The sequence below is a fragment of the Streptomyces sp. NPDC039736 genome, from assembly GCF_055596485.1.
In genome coordinates this window covers 423,689-440,673 of record NZ_JBVIUQ010000001.1, presented here as the reverse complement: position 1 = coordinate 440,673, position 16,985 = coordinate 423,689, and the positions used below count along the sequence as shown (strand labels likewise).

General features: G+C 72.8%; 14 protein-coding genes. 5 read left to right on the top strand and 9 right to left on the bottom strand.

What is annotated here, in order from left to right:
- Positions 1–38 precede the first annotated feature (38 nt).
- The gene (locus ACZ56L_RS01860; protein ID WP_401758707.1) at positions 39–1,244 is read left to right on the top strand and encodes a phospholipase D-like domain-containing protein; all 1,206 of its coding nucleotides are present in this window, start codon (positions 39–41) and stop codon (positions 1,242–1,244) included.
- On the opposite strand, the gene ACZ56L_RS01855 is transcribed toward ACZ56L_RS01860, so the two are convergent.
- The 7 genes from ACZ56L_RS01855 to ACZ56L_RS01825 all read right to left on the bottom strand — a co-directional run bounded on the left by ACZ56L_RS01855 (position 1,219) and on the right by ACZ56L_RS01825 (position 8,845).
- The gene (locus ACZ56L_RS01855) at positions 1,219–2,265 is read right to left on the bottom strand and encodes a YihY/virulence factor BrkB family protein (protein ID WP_471060443.1); all 1,047 of its coding nucleotides are present in this window, start codon (positions 2,263–2,265) and stop codon (positions 1,219–1,221) included. The genes ACZ56L_RS01860 and ACZ56L_RS01855 overlap by 26 nt on opposite strands.
- A gap of 30 nt (positions 2,266–2,295) precedes the next feature.
- Complete coding sequence (locus tag ACZ56L_RS01850) at positions 2,296–3,672, bottom strand: glycoside hydrolase family 6 protein (protein WP_345217884.1); 1,377 nt, start codon at positions 3,670–3,672, stop codon at positions 2,296–2,298.
- 320 nt (positions 3,673–3,992) lie between these two features.
- Complete coding sequence (locus ACZ56L_RS01845; protein ID WP_471060440.1) at positions 3,993–5,147, bottom strand: XdhC family protein; 1,155 nt, start codon at positions 5,145–5,147, stop codon at positions 3,993–3,995.
- Between the two features lie 88 nt (positions 5,148–5,235).
- The gene (locus tag ACZ56L_RS01840) at positions 5,236–6,693 is read right to left on the bottom strand and encodes an NCS2 family permease (protein ID WP_345217880.1); all 1,458 of its coding nucleotides are present in this window, start codon (positions 6,691–6,693) and stop codon (positions 5,236–5,238) included.
- Positions 6,694–6,958: 265 nt separating this feature from the next.
- Positions 6,959–7,327 (bottom strand): hypothetical protein, encoded by a 369-nt coding sequence (locus ACZ56L_RS01835; protein ID WP_401758695.1) that lies wholly within the window; start codon positions 7,325–7,327, stop codon positions 6,959–6,961.
- A 4-nt stretch (positions 7,328–7,331) separates the two neighbouring features.
- Positions 7,332–7,949, bottom strand: a complete 618-nt coding sequence (locus tag ACZ56L_RS01830) for a (2Fe-2S)-binding protein (protein WP_345217878.1) — start codon at positions 7,947–7,949, stop codon at positions 7,332–7,334.
- 2 nt (positions 7,950–7,951) lie between these two features.
- On the bottom strand, positions 7,952–8,845 hold the full coding sequence (locus ACZ56L_RS01825) for an FAD binding domain-containing protein (protein WP_380836595.1): 894 nt from the start codon (positions 8,843–8,845) through the stop codon (positions 7,952–7,954).
- A 338-nt stretch (positions 8,846–9,183) separates the two neighbouring features.
- On the opposite strand from ACZ56L_RS01825, the gene ACZ56L_RS01820 reads away from it, so the two are divergent.
- The 4 genes from ACZ56L_RS01820 to ACZ56L_RS01805 all read left to right on the top strand — a co-directional run bounded on the left by ACZ56L_RS01820 (position 9,184) and on the right by ACZ56L_RS01805 (position 14,437).
- Positions 9,184–10,905, top strand: a complete 1,722-nt coding sequence (locus ACZ56L_RS01820) for a PucR family transcriptional regulator (protein WP_468683096.1) — start codon at positions 9,184–9,186, stop codon at positions 10,903–10,905.
- Positions 10,906–11,121: 216 nt separating this feature from the next.
- Positions 11,122–11,943: a hypothetical protein gene (locus ACZ56L_RS01815; RefSeq protein WP_468683097.1), complete on the top strand. Its 822-nt coding sequence runs from the start codon at positions 11,122–11,124 to the stop codon at positions 11,941–11,943.
- Positions 11,944–12,231: 288 nt separating this feature from the next.
- Positions 12,232–13,116, top strand: coding sequence for a (2Fe-2S)-binding protein (locus tag ACZ56L_RS01810; RefSeq protein ID WP_468683688.1), 885 nt, complete (start codon positions 12,232–12,234; stop codon positions 13,114–13,116).
- Between the two features lie 253 nt (positions 13,117–13,369).
- Positions 13,370–14,437, top strand: a complete 1,068-nt coding sequence (locus tag ACZ56L_RS01805) for a DUF2637 domain-containing protein (protein WP_345217875.1) — start codon at positions 13,370–13,372, stop codon at positions 14,435–14,437.
- Between the two features lie 43 nt (positions 14,438–14,480).
- Here ACZ56L_RS01805 and ACZ56L_RS01800 read toward each other — a convergent pair whose 3' ends face one another.
- Both ACZ56L_RS01800 and ACZ56L_RS01795 read right to left on the bottom strand, forming a co-directional pair.
- Positions 14,481–14,867, bottom strand: a complete 387-nt coding sequence (locus tag ACZ56L_RS01800; RefSeq protein ID WP_471061641.1) for an ATP-binding protein — start codon at positions 14,865–14,867, stop codon at positions 14,481–14,483.
- Between the two features lie 360 nt (positions 14,868–15,227).
- Complete coding sequence (locus tag ACZ56L_RS01795) at positions 15,228–16,970, bottom strand: pyruvate dehydrogenase (RefSeq protein WP_401758678.1); 1,743 nt, start codon at positions 16,968–16,970, stop codon at positions 15,228–15,230.
- Positions 16,971–16,985 lie beyond the last annotated feature (15 nt).

Genomic DNA, 16,985 nt, shown 5'->3' with positions numbered 1-16,985 from the left:
CGCCCCCTTTCGTCTTCCCCCTCAGGAGCACGCTTGTCATGACCGCTGAGCTGATACCCGCCCAGGCCACCGCCCCCGGCGACGACGACGCCGCCCGCAAGCAGCGCCTGCGCCGTCGCCTGGAGCGGCTGATCGGCATCGCGGCCACCGAGGGCAACCGCCTCACCGCGCTGCGCAACGGCGACGAGATCTTCCCGGCGATGCTCAAGGCCATCGAGGACGCCGAGCACACGATCGACATGATGACGTTCGTCTACTGGAAGGGCGACATCGCGCGGGACTTCGCGCTGGCGCTGTCCGCGCGGGCCCGGGCGGGCGTACGGGTGCGGCTGCTGCTCGACGGGTTCGGCAGCCGGCTCATCGACAAGGAGCTCCTGACGGAGATGGACGCGGCGGGCGTGCGCGTCGCGTGGTTCCGCAAGCCGCTGTGGCTCTCGCCGCTCAAGCAGAACCACCGCTGCCACCGCAAGGCGCTGGTCGTGGACGAGCAGGTCGCGTTCACCGGCGGGGTCGGCATCGCCGAGGAGTGGTGCGGCGACGCCCGCAACCCGAACGAGTGGCGCGACACCCACGTCGAGGTCCGCGGCCCGGCGGTCGACGGCATAGCGGCGGCCTTCGCGCAGAACTGGGCGGAGTGCGCCGACGAGCTCTTCGACGAGCACGACCGGTTCGTGGAGCACACCCGCCAGGGCGACGCGGTGGTGCAGGTGGTGCGCGGCTCGGCCAGCTTCGGCTGGCAGGACATGCAGACCCTGCTGCGGGTGGTGCTGGAGTCGGCGGAGGTACGGGTGCGGCTCGCGACGGCGTACTTCTCGCCCGACCCGTACTTCATCGAGCTGCTCTGCGCGACGGCCCGGCGCGGCGTCGAGGTGGAGATCCTGGTGCCAGGCCCGTACACGGACAAGCGGGTCTGCCAGCTCGCGGGCGAGCAGCACTACGAGGAGCTGACTGCCTGCGGTGTGAAGATCTGGCACTTCCAGCCGACGATGATGCACGCGAAGGTCATCACGGTCGACGGGGTGGCCGCGCTGACCGGTTCGACGAACTTCAACCGCCGCTCGCTGGACCACGACGAGGAGGTCATGCTCGCGGTCCTGGACGAGGACTTCACGGCGCTGCTCGACGAGCACTTCGACGAGGACGTGACGCGCAGCGAGCGGATCGTGGGCTCCCGGTGGCGGCGGCGAGGTGCGGTGCAGCGCCTGCGGGAGGCGTCGGTCACGCCGATCCGGCGCTACCTGTAGGGCCGGTCCCGGTGGGCTGTGCGGTCCCCGGGTCGGTGGGGTGCGGCGAGTCCCCCTCGCCGCCCTGCCCCGGGTCGGGGCGCACCGGGTCGGTGATCCCGGCGCGGGCGGCCTCCAACTGGGCGGCGAAGGCGATGCCGAGGAAGAGGGCGACGCCGGTGAGGTTGGCCCACAGCAGGAGTGCCACGAAGGCCGTCAGCGGCCCGTACAGCGCCCCGAAGGACCCGCTCTTGGAGACGTAGAACGTCAGCAGCCAGGTCGCCCCGACCCACAGCACCAGATGCACCGCAGACCCGAACGCCAGCCAGGTGTAACCGGGTTGCCGCCTGCGCGGCGACCACCGCAGGATCACCGCCGACGCCACCCACGCCAGCAGCACGCCGACGGGGATGTCCATGGCGTGCCACCACCCCAGCCACGCGTCCGGCCACCCGAGCGCGCCCACCAGGGCGTCCCCGACGGCGTCCCCGGCGACCAGCGCCAGGAACCCCAGCACCAGCGGCATCCCGGCCGCCATGGCGAGCAGCAGGCTGCGCCCGTACTTCGGCGCGAAGGGGCGGTCCCGTTCGATCCCGTAGATCCGGTTGGCCCCGCGCTCTATCTGGGCCATCGCGGACGCGAGGTTGACCAGTGCGAAGACCAGCCCGGTCCACATGGCGACGGCCGTCCACACCCCGGAGCCGGCACTGCGCCGGGTCTCGCGGAAGGCGTCCGCGACGAGGTCGGCGCTGTCGCCCGGCACGATCCCGACGAGCGTGCGCTCGACGACCCGTCCGACGGCCTCGTTGTGCACGGTGGCGGCGGCCCCGACCACCGCGACGAGGAACGGCACGATGCCGAGCACGATCTGGTACCCCAGCGAGCGGGCGTTGCTGAACCCGTCGGCGTACCGGAACCGCGTGAAGGCGTCGAGCAGCAACTGGCGGCCGCCGTAGTGGCGCAGGGCCGTCAGTGCTTCGTCGCCGGAGAGTTCCTCCCCGATCATGTCCCGGGTCTGCGGGACATGAACAGCGGTTCCCATCCGGCACACGCTACAGGGACCCGGGCCCTCCTATCCGGCCGGGTCGGGCTCGCCCGGGGCCACTCCGGAGCCGTCCGCCTCCTCCTCGCCGTCCGCCGCCCGGCCGCCCGGCAGCAGCGGCGGGTCCGCCAGCCGTACGAGTTCCAGCGCCTGCTGGGCGAACCAGTCACCGGCCTTGGGATCGACGGTGCCGCGCTCGGGGTCCTGGGGTCCGGCCGTGCCGCGCAGGCACAGCCCGTCGGACTCGCCCGGCGTCTTGATCCACAGCTTGGCGTCGTGCAGGGGGTCGCCGGTGCGCGTGGTAGGCCGCACCCCGAGGCCGCGGCCCGGCGGGTTGCACCAGTCCTGCGGGTCCGTGTACTTGCCGGCGGGAGGCGTCCACGCGCCCTTGCCGTTGCGGCTGGTGTCCGTCACGAAGTGCTTCATCTGGGACGGCGGGGTGGTGACGTTCTTCTCCAGCCAGGCCTGCGCCGCCGCCTTGTCGCCCTTCTGCGAGGGGCAGGACGCCGCGTCGCCGCCCTTGTCGACGTAGGCGATGCAGGACGAGATCAGCTTGCCGTACCAGGAGTTGGCCTCGTCGGTCTGGTAGTTGGAGGCGTTGGTGTAGAAGCCGGTGGCGTTCTTGATCCCGCCCTTGATGAGCCGGGGAACGATGCCGGCGACATCGTGCCAGCCCGCGTGGCCGGTGTCCAGGTAGACGCGGGTCTTGCGGAGGGCGGCCAGGCTGCGGACGGCGTAGTTGACCTCCTCGTACCGGGCGGCGGTCTTCTCCGCCTCCTCGCCCTTGCCGCATTCGGAGGGCAGCAGGGCGAGGGAGTCCGGCTCCAGGACGACGACGGCGTCGCGCTTGCCGATGCCCCGGGCGACCCCGTCGATCCAGGCCTTGTACTCGGCGGTGTTGCTCGCGCCGCCCGCGGAGTAGTTGGAGCAGTCCCGGCCGGGGATGTTGTAGAGCGCGAACACGGGCATCGACCCGTCGACGGCGGCGTCCCGGGTGACCGCCCGGGCGTCCTTCTCGACTGCCTCGGGCGTCTGGTCCCCGTACCAGACCGCGTGCGGGGTGCGCACCATGCGGATGATCCGGGCGGCGTCCCGCACGCCGGCGGCACTGCCGGGGAGCTTCAGCGCCTGCTTGTACGCGTCCGGGTTGGCCAGTGGGGTGTAGAGCCGGGGGCTCCCCGCCAGGGCGGGAGCGGGCGGCCCGGCGGCGGGCTCGGGGGCGCCGGAGGCGGGGGCCGAGGTGAGGGCCCAGATGACGCCGGCGGCGAGCGGGGGCAGCGCGGCGAGGGCGATCACGCGCTGCCGGGGGCGGCGTCGGCCGGGAGGGCTCGGGGCGGGCACGGGGTGGTCGCCGTACCGGGTGGTGCGATCGTGCGGCACGGGGCGGTCGTGCGGTTCGGGTCGCATGGGGCTCTCCGGGGTCGCAAGGGCGTGCGGGAGCGGTTCCCGCACGAGAGTTGCCCAGGGCCATGTGCGCGTCAAGAGTGAGGAGGGTTCTGGGGGTGCCGCCGGGCGACGTTCTGATGGTGCATCAGGAAGGGGAGGGGGGCGAGCCGGGGGGTGCCGGAAGGGTGACGGGGTGTCAGGGCGCGCCCCCGCGGCGGCCTGAGCGGTTCCGTGCGGGTGTGCCGTGGCCGGTCGCGCGGTTCCCCGCGCCCCTGGGGTGTTCTCCTCGCCCGGAGCGGGGGCTTCGGCCCGTCCGGGGGCCCCGGCGCCGGGGCGGGGGCCTATGCCGTCCCGGTGAGGCGCAGGGGGGCCGGGGTCCGGTGGATCGGGGTGTGGGCGCCCGTCAGGGAGGCGCCCGTGCCGCCGCGCCGTGCGGCGACGATCTCCGCCGCGATCGACAGGGCCGTCTCCTCCGGGGTGCGGGCGCCCAGGTCGAGCCCGATCGGGGAGTGCAGCCGGGCCAGCTCCCGTTCCGTGAGGCCCACCGCGCGGAGGCGGTCGTCGCGGTCGAGATGGGTGCGGCGGGACCCCATCGCCCCCACGTAGGCGACCGGCAGCCGCAGCGCCAGCTCCAGCAGGGGCACGTCGAACTTCGCGTCGTGGGTCAGCACGCACAGGACCGTGCGCGCGTCGATGCCGCCCGCGTCCCGCGTCGCCGCCAGATAGCGGTGCGGCCAGTCGACGACCACCTCGTCCGCCTCCGGGAACCGCGCCCGGGTCGCGAAGACGGGCCGCGCGTCGCACACGGTCACGTGGTGGCCGAGGAACTTCCCCGCCTTCACCAGTGCCGCCGCGAAATCTATGGCCCCGAAGACGATCATCCGGGGCGCGGGCACGCTCGACTCCACCAGGAGCGTCACCGGCGCCCCGCAGCGGGAGCCGTCGGCGCCGGTCTCGACGGAGGCTGTGCGTCCCGCGTCCAGCAGCGCGCGGGCCTCCGCGACGGCGGTGCGGTCGAGTGCGCCAGGACCGCCGAGCCCGCCCTCGTACGTCCCGTCGGAACGCACCAGCAGCGCGCGGCCCAGCAGGTCCGCCGGCCCCCGTGCCACCCGGGCGAGGGCGGCCGTCGCGCCCCGGGCCGCGGCCCGGCAGGCCGCGGCGAAGACGTCCCGCTGCGGCGAGTCGGCCCGTACCGGGGTGACCAGGACGTCGATGACGCCGCCGCAGGTCAGGCCCACGGCGAAGGCGTCCTCGTCGCTGTAGCCGAAACGCTCGGCCAGGCAGGCCCCGTCGGCCAGGGCCTGCCTGCACAGTTCGTAGACCGAGCCTTCCACACACCCGCCGGAAACCGACCCGACGGCCTCGCCGTCACTGTCGACGGCGAGGGCCGCACCGGGCTGCCTGGGCGAGCTTCCGTTCGTGGCCACGACGCTCGCGACCGCGAACTCCCGTCCCTGCCGAATCCACCGGTCCAGCTCTTCGGCGATGTCCAGCACGGGCGGTCTCCTTCGGGGGTCCAGGGACGAGGAACGGATGTGTGGAAGGCACGGAACCGTACTTCTTACCCGGCGTACCCGGTCTCGATCACCCGACGCCGAGCCACTTCTCGATCGGGTGCAGGGCGAAGTAGACGACGAAGATCGCCGACAGCGCCCACATGAAGGCGCCGATCTCGCGCGCCTTGCCCTGGGCGACCTTGATGACGGTCCAGGCGATGACGCCCGCGGCGACACCGGTGGTGATGGTGTACGTGAACGGCATCAGGACGACGGTGAGGAACACCGGGATGGCGGTGGCACGGTCGGCCCAGTCCACGTGGCGGGCGTTCTGCATCATCATCGCGCCGATCACGACCAGCGCGGCGGACGCCACCTCGGCCGGGACGATCGCGGTGAGCGGCGTGAAGAAGACGCAGGCGGCGAAGAAGAGGCCGGTGACGACCGCGGAGAGACCCGTGCGGGCACCCTCCCCGACGCCCGTCGCGGACTCCACGAACACGGTCTGGCCGGAGGCTCCGGTGACACCGCCGATGGCACCGCCGGCGCCGTCGACGAACAGGGCCTTGGACAGGCCCGGCATGCGGCCCTTGTCGTCGGCGAGCTTGGCCTCGGTGCCGACGCCGATGATGGTGGCCATCGCGTCGAAGAAGCCGGCCAGGACCAGGGTGAAGACGATCATGCCGACGGTCAGGACGCCGATGTCGCCCCAGCCGGTGAACTCGACCTTGCCGAAGAGCGAGAAGTCCGGCATCGAGACCACGCCGTCGAGCGCGGGCGGGCGGCCGTTGCTCCACCCCTTGGCCGGGGTCGGGGTGATCGCGTTGACGATGACGGCGACGACCGTGCCGACGACGATGCCGATCAGGATGGCGCCGGGGATGTTGCGGGCCTGGAGGGCGAAGATCAGCAGCAGGGTGACGGCGAAGATCAGGACGGGCCAGCCCGCCAGTTCACCGGCCGGGCCGAGGGAGAGCGGGGTCGCCTTGCCCGGGTGCACGAAACCGGCCTTGACCAGGCCGATCAGGGCGATGAAGAGGCCGATGCCCATGGTGATGCCGTGCTTGAGGGCGAGCGGGATGGCGTTCATGATCATCTCGCGGAGGCCCGTGACGACCAGGAGCATGATCACGACGCCGTACATGATGCACATCGCCATGGCCTGTCCCCAGGTCATGTTGGGGGCGACCTGCGAGGCGAGCACGCCGGAGACGCTGAGTCCGGCGGCCAGGGCCAGCGGCACCTTGCCGACGAAGCCCATCAGGAGGGTGGTGACGGCCGCCGCGAAGGCGGTCGCGGTGATGAGCGCGGCGTTGCCGAGCACACCGCCCTTCGCGTCCGGCCCGCTGAGGATGACCGGGTTGAGCAGGAGGATGTACGCCATCGCCATGAAGGTGGTGATGCCGCCGCGCACCTCCCGGGCGACGGTGGACTGGCGCTTGGTTATGTGGAAGTACCGGTCGAGCCAGGAGCGGCCGGCGGGCTGGCGCGTACCCGCGCCGGCGTCCTCCGCCGTCGTCTTCGGCTCAGTGGACTGCTGGGTCATGGTGCCTTGTCTCCCAAGGTTCAAAGGGGCATCCCAAACACCGCGCGCGGTATGGGAATTCGGGGACTGATACGAGGGCTGCACGACCGGAGGACGGTCCGAGGTGAGCACGTGGTGGTGAGCTGCGGTGCGACTGCCGCCTGAACAGCGGGCTTGGGGCCCCGGGCGGCGGGGCGGGTGGACGGGTGACGTCCGGTGGAGGCTGCGCCGCCCGGGGAGTTCGAGGGTGCCCTGACGGTGGGTCAGGGCCGGTCGGGTTCCGGGATCACGTCCCGGTCAGGTGTTCCGGGCGTGCTAAGACCCGGTTCGGCTCCAGCCCGGCGGCGGCGCGGATCGCCGCCGGCACGGCGGGAGCCGAGGACGGGGCGGGGGCCTCGCCGACGCCCTGTGCGCATGCGAGTGCGACGGCCTCGGCGAGGCCGGGTCCGGTGTCCGCCTCCCCCACCGCGCGGTGGGCGGCGAGGGGGTGCCGGACGTGCCCGTCGCCCCGCCCGGTGGGGCGGCGGACGGGTACGCGGACTCGCCGGTGGCCGCTCAGGGTGCCGTCGGGGCGCGGCGCGGATGCGCCGTCGCCGCCCTTCGTCCTGCTGGCGGCGCCCTGACGGATGTCGGTGGGTGAGCCGGTGACGCCCATGGTGCTAGACCGTTTCTTCTTGTGCTGTACGGCTTGTCTGGCGGGCGGCCGCGAGGCGGACCGCGTCGAGGATCTTCTCGTAGCCGGTGCAGCGGCAGAGGTTGCCCGAGAGGGCCTCCCGGATGTCCGCGTCCGACGGCGAGGGGGTGCGCTCCAGCAGCTCGTCGGCGGCGACCAGCAGGCCGGGGGTGCAGAAGCCGCACTGGACGGCTCCGGCGTCGATGAAGGCCTGCTGGACGGGCGCCAGTCCGCCCTGTTCGCCGCCCTGCCCGTCCGCCGGGCGGGCCTGCCGGCGCCCGGCCGGGTCCAGCGGCGTACCGCAGGAGCCCTGCCGCGATCCGCACGCCTGCCCCGGATGCGCGTCCGACCGGTGCTGCGCGTAGTCGGCGAGGCCCTCGACGGTGACGACCTCGCGGCCCTCCGCCTGACCGGCGGCGACCAGGCAGGCACAGACCGGGACGCCGTCGAGCCGGACCGTGCAGGAACCGCATTCGCCCTGCTCGCAGGCGTTCTTCGAGCCGGGCAGGCCCATGCGCTCGCGCAGGACGTAGAGCAGGCTCTCGCCCTCCCAGACGTCGTCGGCCTGCTGCGGACGACCGTTGACCGTGAAGTTGACGCGCATGATCAGGCAGCTCCTTCCAGGCGGGCGGGGGCGGTGCCCCGGTACTGCTCCCAGGTCCAGCCGAGCGTGCGCCGGGCCATGATGCCGACCGCGTGGCGGCGGTAGGCCGCGGTGCCGCGCACGTCGTCGATGGGGTCGCAGGCGCCGGAGGCCAGCTCCGCGAACCGCTTGGCGACGGACGGCGTGATGGTCCTTCCGCTCTCCCAGAAGCCGCCCTCGTCGAGCGCGGCGTTCAGGAAGTCCTCGGCGGCCCGGGCGCGGACCGGCGTCGGCGCGGCCGAGCCGATGCCCGTGCGCACCGTCCGGGTCTCGGGGTGCAGGGCGATGCCGAAGGCGCACACGGCGATGACCATGGCGTTGCGGGTGCCGACCTTGGAGAACTGCTGCGGTCCGTCCGCCTTGTGGATGTGCACGGCGCGGATCAGCTCGTCGGGCTCCAGGGCGTTGCGCTTGACGCCCGTGAAGAACTCCTCGACCGGAATCCTGCGGGTGCCCCGCACGGACTGCGCCTCGACCTCGGCCCCCGCGGACAGCAGGGCGGGGTGCGAGTCGCCGGCCGGGGAGGCGGCGCCGAGGTTGCCCCCCACGGAGCCGCGGTTGCGGATCTGCGGGGAGCCCACGGTGTGGGCGGCGAGTGCGAGGCCGGGAAGTTCGGCCCGCAGGTGTTCCATGATCTGGGTGTACGGAACGGAGGCACCGAGGTTCACACTGTCCTGGCCCACCTCCCACTCCCGCAGCTCACCGATGCGGCCCAGGTCCAGAAGGTGCTCGGGACGACGGCGGTCGAAGTTGATCTCGACCATGACATCGGTGCCACCCGCGACGGGGACAGCCGTGGGGTGCTCGGCCTTGGCGGCGAGAGCGTCCTCCCAGCTGGCGGGGCGAAGGAAGTCCATGAGTGGCTCTCTCTTCGTTTCGGGGCGACTGTTCAGTTGCGTGATCGCGTGCTCAGTTGCTCACCGTCCGCAGGATCCGGACCATGGCGTTGGTGAAACATTCCAGCCATGTGCCGTTCATGCGGGGGTGGCCCAAGTACACAAGCCGTGGCAGGCCCGGTGCAGTCACCGAAACCATGAAGGAGTTGGCTGGTCGCCTGTCTCGTCTTGTAGATTCGAACGAATGACGGGGATCATCGGCCTCTCCGTTATTCACATTCGTTCCAAATAAACACAGCTCTCGACCTGCACACCTCACCCCCACCCCTCCCCGACACAGAAACGGCGGCGACACGACCATGCGGCTGCGCGCCCTGCTGGAAACCGATGCGCTCGGCCTGCGCCTCCTGGGCGGCGCGGACGAGCTCGACCGCACCGTGCGCGGTGTCATGACCACCGACCTGCGCGATCCGAGCCGGTACCTGTCCGGCGGCGAGCTGGTCCTCACGGGTCTCGCGTGGCGGCGCACCGCCGAGGACTCGGAACCTTTCGTCCGGATTCTGGCCGCCGCCGGCGTCGTGGGGCTGGCCGCGGGCGAGGCGGAGCTGGGCAGCGTTCCGCAGGACCTCGTGGAGGCGTGCGAGCGGCACCGGCTGCCGCTGTTTTCGGTCATGGAGTCGGTTGCCTTCGCCACGATCACCGAGCACGTGGTACGTCAGGTGTCCGGCGAGCGCGCCGGGGACCTGGCCGCGGTCGTGGACCGGCACCGCCGTCTGATGACCTCGGGCCCGGCGGGCGGCGGCCCGGAGGTGGTGCTGGACCTGCTCACCTCGGACCTGGACCTGCACGCCTGGGTGCTCTCCCCGGTCGGCCGGCAGGTCGCGGGCTCGGACACCCCGCTGCCCGCCGGGGTGGGCCCGGCGCTGGCCGCCGAGCACCTGGCGGCCAGCCGCACCGGCAGGCGCAGCCCGCACCGGGTGCTGGTGGGCGGCACCGCGTACTCGCTCTTCCCGATCCGTGCGGCGGACCGGGGGCCGGAGCGGCTCGCCGGGACGGCGGCCTCCCGGGACGTGCGGACGAGCGTGCTGTCGGACTGGCTGCTGGCGGTGGAGGCGGACGCCGGGGACTGGCCGGCCGCGCGGCTGGACCTGCTCCAGGGCGTCACCCAGCTCATCGCCGTCGAGCGCGACCGCCGCGACGCGGCCCGTACGGTGCGGCGCAGGCTCGCCCAGGAGGTGCTGGAGCTGGTGCAGGCGGGCGCGGCGCCCTCCGAGATCGCGGCGCGGCTGCGGGTGGCGGCCCCGGTGCTGCTGCCCGGGCTGGGGGCGGCCCCGCACTGGCAGGTCGTGGTGGCGCGGGTGGAGTGGGACGGCGGCTCGGTGGAGAGCGGTCCGGCGGCGCAGGCGCTGCTGGAGGAGATCCTGGTGGATCCCACGGTTCCGGCCGACTCGATGGCGGCGGCCGCCGAGCCCGCCGACCGGATCGCGGTGGCGTACAGCGGCGAGGAGGCCATCGCGCTGGTTCCGCTGCCCGCCGTGGCGGCCGACCACCCGGACGGGGACGGCGCGGCCGAGGACCGCGGGCCGGGGCTGCACGCGGAGAGCCTGCTGGCCGCCGTGGAGCGGCCGCTGTCGGGCGGCCTCGCCGACGACGGGCGCCTGACCCTCGGCGTGAGCGCCCCGGTGCACTCGGCGGAGGGGCTGCGCGGGGCGCTGGAGGAGGCCCGGCACGCGCGCCGGGTGGCGGCGGCCAGGCCCGGGCGGGTCGCGGCGGCCGGGCACCACGAGCTGGCGTCGCACGTGCTGCTGCTGCCCTTCGTGCCGGACGACGTGCGCCGGGCGTTCACGGCGCGGCTCCTGGACCCGCTGCGCGACTACGACCAGCGCCACCGGGCGGAGCTGATCCCCACCCTGGAGGCGTTTCTCGACAGCGACGGCTCCTGGACGCGCTGCGCGACCCGGCTGCACCTGCACGTCAACACGCTGCGCTACCGGGTGGGCAGGATCGAGCAGTTGACGGGCCGCGACCTCTCCCGGCTGGAAGACAAACTGGACTTCTTCCTGGCCCTGCGCATGAGTTGACGGAAAGTCGCCGCCGCTCCACGGGGCGTTCACGCCCCGACTCCGGGCAGCCCTTTGTGAAAACAATCACCCGGCCCCTTGGCCCCACGTGTCATTTCATGCTGTGATGCGCGCACGACCGTCCGTCGAACGGCGGCATGACGGCACGGATGTCGCGGCGGTCGCACTTCACAGCTCAATGGCGCGCTCGGGGAGGGCAATGTGGCGGACACCGCCATGTCGGGTTCCACTTCCGAAACAGAGTCCGGTGCAGAGGGGGCGGAGGCGGAGGGGCTCGACAGGGGAGGTCCCGGCTTCCCCGGCGGTCCGCTCCAGACGGCGGTGTGGCGGTTGCGCTCGCGCGGCTGCTGGGCCGACGCGGCGGCCCTCCTGGAGTCCCGGCCGGGGGCGGCGGCGGCGCTCCAGCGGGCGGCTCTGCTCGTGGAGCGCTGCCTGTTCACGGAGAACGGCTGGCCGGAGGCCGAGGAGGCGCTGCGCGGCGCGGAGGCCCTCGCCAAGGACGACGACGAACGCGGCAGCGCGGCCTGCGAGCGCGGCCATCTCGCGTACGCGGCCACGGTGTTGGGGGTACGGGACCGCGCCGACGAGGCCCGCTCGGCACTCGGCAGGGCCGCCGCCCTGCTGCACCCCGACTCCCCCGGCCGGCCGCTGCTGGACTTCCGCCGGGGACTGGTCGCCGAGCACATCTCCGACTCGCCGCAGTCGGCACGGGCCGCCTACCGCAGGGCGCACGCGGGCGCGACGGCCCACAACAAGACCCTGCTGCTCTCCTTCACCTGGCGCCATCTGGCCGGACTCGCCCTGCGCGAGGGCGAGTTGGCGGAGGCGCGGCACGGGTTTGCGGAGTCGCTGCGGATAAGGGAGGAGCTGGGTTACCTGGTCGGCACGGCTCCCGCGCTGGCCGCGCTCGCGGACGCCGAGCCGGAGCCCGAGGCGAGCCGGCTGCGCGCCGAGGCCTCCCGCCTCTTCCATCTGCTGGACGGCGTCCCGACCTGGCTGGCGGCGCAACTGCCGCCACCGCCGCCGGCCACCGCGTAGGGGCCGCCGGCCCGCTCCGGTCGGCGCGTGCTCGCACCCGCCGACCGGAGCGGCGCCGCGGCGCGCGACGGGTGACGGGGTGACGGATGACGAGTCCGTATGACCGGCCCCGCGACGGGTGGCGGGCCCGTACGACCGGGCTCACGGCACCCGATGGTCCCCATGTCCGGACTCGTACAGACGTCCGTACAGCCTGGATGGAGCAACCCCGCAGTTCACAGCTCACGAGAATCAGCTAAGGTAAGGCTTACCTGCACTAGCCCCGTGAGCGATTCGGTGGTCCCCTGCATGACCGTCCCCGCCCTGATGCCGTCCCACACCGGGCGCCCCGCCGCCTCCTCCCCCGTGGCGGACTCCTACGCGCGCCTCACCGAGGTCTTCCCCTCCCTGGTGATCAAGGAGCTCCTCGGCGACGAGAGCGCGCCGCGCGGCGGCGGCTGGGTCGGCGCGGACGAGCTCGCGGCCGGCGGTGCGGCCCTGGACGCGTTCATGGCCTGGGACAACGCGCAGGTGCTGCGCGACTACGGGCAGCAGGCCCGCCCCGACGTGATCGCCAGCTTCGCCCTGCACCGGTACGCCTGGCCCGCCTGCCTGCTGGTGACCGTGCCGTGGTTCCTGCACCGCAGGGTGCCCCGGGTGCCCGTCGCCGACGTGGCCTTCCAGCGGGTGCTGGGGCGGCTGACCGTACGGGTGAACGAGTTCGCGTGCCTGCCGGGCGACCCGGCGGCGGCCCTGCCCGGCGCGCGGGTCGTGGCGGACGAGGAGGCCCTGCGCGCCGAGGTGCGCCAGGCGGTGGCCGAGCACCTGGAGCCGGTGCTCGCGGGCTTCGGGCCGCGGATGCGGCGGCGCGGGCACGCCCTGTGGGGCATGGTGACCGACGAGATCGTCGAGGGCCTGTGGTACGTGGCCCACCTGCTCGGCGACGAGCGGCGCGCGATGGCGGAGCTGGAGCTGCTGCTGCCCGGTGCGACGGCCCCCTACCGCGCCTCCGCGGGCTTCCGCGAGCTGACCGGTCCGAACGGGGAGAAGCTGCCCACCCGGGACCGCGCCGCCTGCTGCCTCTTCTACACCCTGCGCCCCGAGGACACCTGCACCACCTGCCCCCGGACCTGCGACGCGGACCGGATCAGGAAGCTCACCGAGCCCGACGAACCGGCCGTGACCTCCGCCTGATCGCCACGCCACCCGTTCGGGTGGCGAAAATCGAACCCAACAGGGCCGGTGGGAGCGGCAGTTCGACTTATCGCCACCTATCCGCGTAGTGCGGAGTCCCGATGGCGTTCTCTTGCCCCGAAACCCCTTGTGCGTCTCGCGGTGTGGGCCAATATGTCGCCGAAACGCAATCAGGCGCGATGCGTGGTCCGCGATCCGTACCTCACGCAGCTCACGGACGCGTCGCCGCCGCGCTGACGCAAAGGGACTCCGCATGAGAATGACCGACATACCGCTGGACTGGCTGCTTCCTGGCGTCGTGATGATCGCGGGTGTTCTGGCGGCCGTCGCGGTGATCGCGCGCGGCAGACGTGCGGGCGGGAAGGCCGCCGCCACCAGCGAGGACTCGTGGGAGCGCAGCGAGGAGCGGCGCAGAAGGAAGGAAGCCTTCTACGGGAGCGCGTCCTACGTCCTGCTGTTCTGCTGCGCCGCGGTCGCCGCCGCGCTGTCCTTCCACGGCCTGGTCGGGTTCGGGCAGCAGAACCTGAACCTCTCCGGCGGCTGGGAGTACCTGGTGCCGTTCGGGCTCGACGGGGCGGCGATGTTCTGCTCCGTGCTCGCGGTGCGCGAGGCCAGCCACGGCGACGCGGCGCTCGGCTCGCGCCTGCTGGTGTGGACGTTCGCCGGGGCGGCCGCCTGGTTCAACTGGGTGCACGCCCCCCGGGGGTTCGGGCACGACGGCGCGCCGCACTTCTTCGCCGGAATGTCGCTCTCGGCGGCCGTGCTCTTCGACCGGGCGCTCAAGCAGACGCGCCGGGCGGCGCTGCGCGAGCAGGGCCTCGTCCCGCGGCCCCTGCCGCAGATCCGGATCGTCCGGTGGCTCCGGGCCCCCCGGGAGACCTTCGGGGCCTGGTCGCTGATGCTGCTGGAGAACGTGCGGACGCTCGACGAGGCGGTCGACGAGGTCCGTGAGGACCAGCGGCAGAAGCAGCAGAGCCGGCAGCGCAGGAAGGAGCATGAGAAGCTGGAGCGGGCCCAGTTGAAGGCCATCAACCGCCAGCACCGCGCCTGGGGGCGCGGCCGGGGCGGCCGTCAGGTCGACGTACAGCTCCCGTCCGCGGGGGCGGGCTCCGCGCCGCATGCCGTCGCGGAGCCCGCCATAGCAGAAGCGGGACAGTTGCCGCTTCGCAACCGGCCCTCCCTCCAGGCCGTGAAAGGCGCCGGAACCAAGGGAGCTGAGACCCGGACGGTGGACCTGACCGCCGAGGACGACACCCAGGCACTGCCCCGGCTGGACTCGCTGGAGCAGAAGCTCAAGGACCTCGAGCAACAGTTCGGGTGACGGCGCACCGGTTCACCTGCGGGGTACGGGGGTCCGGCCGGTTTCACGAACCGGCCGGGCCCCCGTCCAGTTCGAACCAGACCACCTTGCCGGGTCCGTGCCCCTGCATGCGCACGCCCCAGGCGTCCGCGAGGGCCTGGACCAGGAGCAGGCCGCGGCCGTTCGTGTTCTCCTCGCTGCTCGCCGACGGCGGTTCCGGCATGCGGGCGAGGTGGTCGTGCACCTCGACGCGGAGCGTGGAGGCGGCCAGGGTGGCCGTCAGTTCCGCGTCGCTCTCGGTGTGGATCAGCGCGTTGGTGACCAGTTCACTGGTCAGCAGTTCCGCGACATCGGCGCAGCCCGGGCGTCCCCAGGTGTGCAGCAGCTCCCGCAGCGCGTGCCGGACGTCGGCCACCGCGGTCAGGTCCGCCCGTCCCAGCCGGCACCGCATCTGGGGTGACGCGCGTCCGCCCCCGGTCGTGTCGGCCACGTCCCCCGGTACGGTGCGGCCTTGCTTCACCGGTCCGCTGCGGCCCGGCTGTTGCCTCGTCATAACCCCCACCCACACCCCGTCAATCCCCTCCTGGTCGAACACCCTCACGCAATGCATGCCCGCGCTCACGGGCCGCACTCATGCCGGGCCGGATCCGGGTGGGACCGGAGCGCACCGATTCGCCCCAACGCCCTAGGCGGAGCTGCCGTTCCGGACGTACGCGATGCGCGGAATCCGTACAGCGCGCGCGGAGCCCCGCCCCGGAGCCCGTCCGCACGGCTCCGGGGCCCCGGGGCCGCCGCCCTTCCCGCGCACCGCTCAGGGGCGCGGGACGTTCCGCAGGTTGGAGCGCGCCATCTGGACCATGCGGCCCACGCCGCCGTCCAGGACGACCTTTCCGGCGGACAGCGCGAAGCCCTTCACCTGGGCGGCCTTGATGTGCGGCGGGATCGACAGGGCGTTCGGGTCGGTGACGACCTCCACGAGCGCCGGGCCCTTGTGCCGGAAGGCGTCCTTGAGCGCGCCCGAAAGCTCCTTGGGCTTCTCGACCCGCACGCCGAACGCACCGCAGGCGCGGGCCACCGCGGAGAAGTCCGGGTTGCGCATCTCCGTGCCGAACGAGGGCATGCCGTCGACCAGCATCTCCAGTTCGACCATGCCCAGCGAGGAGTTGTTGAACAGGACGACCTTCACCGGCAGGTCGTACTGGACCAGGGTCAGGAAGTCGCCCATCAGCATCGAGAAGCCGCCGTCGCCGGACATGGAGACGACCTGACGGCCGCGGTCCACGAACTGCGCGCCGATGGCCTGCGGGAGCGCGTTGGCCATCGAGCCGTGCGAGAAGGAGCCGATGACGCGGCGGCGGCCGTTGGGGGTGAGGTAGCGGGCCGCCCAGACGTTGCACATGCCGGTGTCGACGGTGAACACCGCGTCGTCGTCGGCGAGTTCGTCCAGCACCGAGGCGACGTACTCGGGGTGGATCGGGGTGTGCTTCTCGACCTTGCGGGTGTAGGCCTTGACCACGCCTTCGAGCTGGTCGGCGTGCTTCTTGAGCATCTTGTCGAGGAACTTGCGGCTGGACTTGGCCCGCACCCGGGGGGTCAGGCAGCGCAGCGTCTCGCGGACGTCGCCGCAGACCCCGAGCTCCAGCTTGCAGCGCCGGCCCAGGTTCTCCGGGCGGACGTCCACCTGGACGATCTTCACGTCCTTGGGCAGGAAGTCGTTGTACGGGAAGTCCGTGCCCAGCAGGATCAGCAGGTCGCACTCGTGCATGGCCTCGTAGGCGGCGCCGTAGCCGAGCAGGCCGCTCATCCCCACGTCGTACGGGTTGTCGTACTGGATGAACTCCTTGCCGCGCAGCGCGTGCCCGACCGGGGACTTGATCCGCTCGGCGAACTCCATCACCTCGGCGTGCGCGCCCGCCGTGCCGGAGCCGCAGAACAGCGTGACCTTCTCGGCGCCGTCGATCAGGTCGGTGAGCTTCGCCAGGTCGCTCTCGCCGGGGCGGACGACCGGGCGCGAGGTGATGAGGGACTGCTCCAGGGCCTCTTCGGCGACGGTCTCGCCCGCGACGTCGCCGGGCAGCGAGACGACGCCGACGCCGCCCCGGCCGACCGCGTGCTGGATGGCGGACTGCAGGACCCTCGGCATCTGCTTCGGGGTCGAGATCAGCTCGTTGTAGTGGCTGCACTCGTCGAACAGCTTGTCCGGGTGGGTGGCCTGGAAGAAGTTCAGGCCGATCTCGGCGGAGGGGATGTGCGAGGCCAGCGCCAGGACCGGGGCCATGGAGCGGTGGGCGTCGAAGAGGCCGTTGATGAGGTGCAGGTTGCCGGGGCCGCAGGAGCCCGCGCAGGCGGCCAGCTTGCCGGTGACCTGGGCCTCGGCGCCGGCCGCGAAGGCGGCGGTCTCCTCGTGGCGTACGTGCACCCATTCGATGGCGTCGTTGCGCCGGACGGCGTCCACGACCGGGTTGAGGCTGTCGCCGACGACCCCGTACAGGCGCTCCACCCCCGCCTGCACGAGGATGTCGACGAACTGCTCGGCCACCTTCTGCTTCGCCATGACGTGGGTGCACCC

Bases quoted from the DNA above. Each gene is read 5' to 3' on its own strand.
- ACZ56L_RS01840 (WP_345217880.1), bottom strand. From the start codon at position 6,693: ATGACCCAGCAGTCCACTGAGCCGAAGACGACGGCGGAGGACGCCGGC.
- ACZ56L_RS01800 (WP_471061641.1), bottom strand. From the start codon at position 14,867: ATGCGGTGCCGGCTGGGACGGGCGGACCTGACCGCGGTGGCCGACGTC.
- ACZ56L_RS01850 (WP_345217884.1), bottom strand. From the start codon at position 3,672: ATGCGACCCGAACCGCACGACCGCCCCGTGCCGCACGATCGCACCACC.
- ACZ56L_RS01810 (WP_468683688.1), top strand. From the start codon at position 12,232: ATGACCGTCCCCGCCCTGATGCCGTCCCACACCGGGCGCCCCGCCGCC.
- ACZ56L_RS01825 (WP_380836595.1), bottom strand. From the start codon at position 8,845: ATGGACTTCCTTCGCCCCGCCAGCTGGGAGGACGCTCTCGCCGCCAAG.
- ACZ56L_RS01805 (WP_345217875.1), top strand. From the start codon at position 13,370: ATGAGAATGACCGACATACCGCTGGACTGGCTGCTTCCTGGCGTCGTG.
- ACZ56L_RS01860 (WP_401758707.1), top strand. From the start codon at position 39: ATGACCGCTGAGCTGATACCCGCCCAGGCCACCGCCCCCGGCGACGAC.
- ACZ56L_RS01835 (WP_401758695.1), bottom strand. From the start codon at position 7,327: ATGGGCGTCACCGGCTCACCCACCGACATCCGTCAGGGCGCCGCCAGC.
- ACZ56L_RS01795 (WP_401758678.1), bottom strand. From the start codon at position 16,970: ATGGCGAAGCAGAAGGTGGCCGAGCAGTTCGTCGACATCCTCGTGCAG.
- ACZ56L_RS01820 (WP_468683096.1), top strand. From the start codon at position 9,184: ATGCGGCTGCGCGCCCTGCTGGAAACCGATGCGCTCGGCCTGCGCCTC.
- ACZ56L_RS01855 (WP_471060443.1), bottom strand. From the start codon at position 2,265: ATGGGAACCGCTGTTCATGTCCCGCAGACCCGGGACATGATCGGGGAG.
- ACZ56L_RS01815 (WP_468683097.1), top strand. From the start codon at position 11,122: ATGTCGGGTTCCACTTCCGAAACAGAGTCCGGTGCAGAGGGGGCGGAG.
- ACZ56L_RS01830 (WP_345217878.1), bottom strand. From the start codon at position 7,949: ATGCGCGTCAACTTCACGGTCAACGGTCGTCCGCAGCAGGCCGACGAC.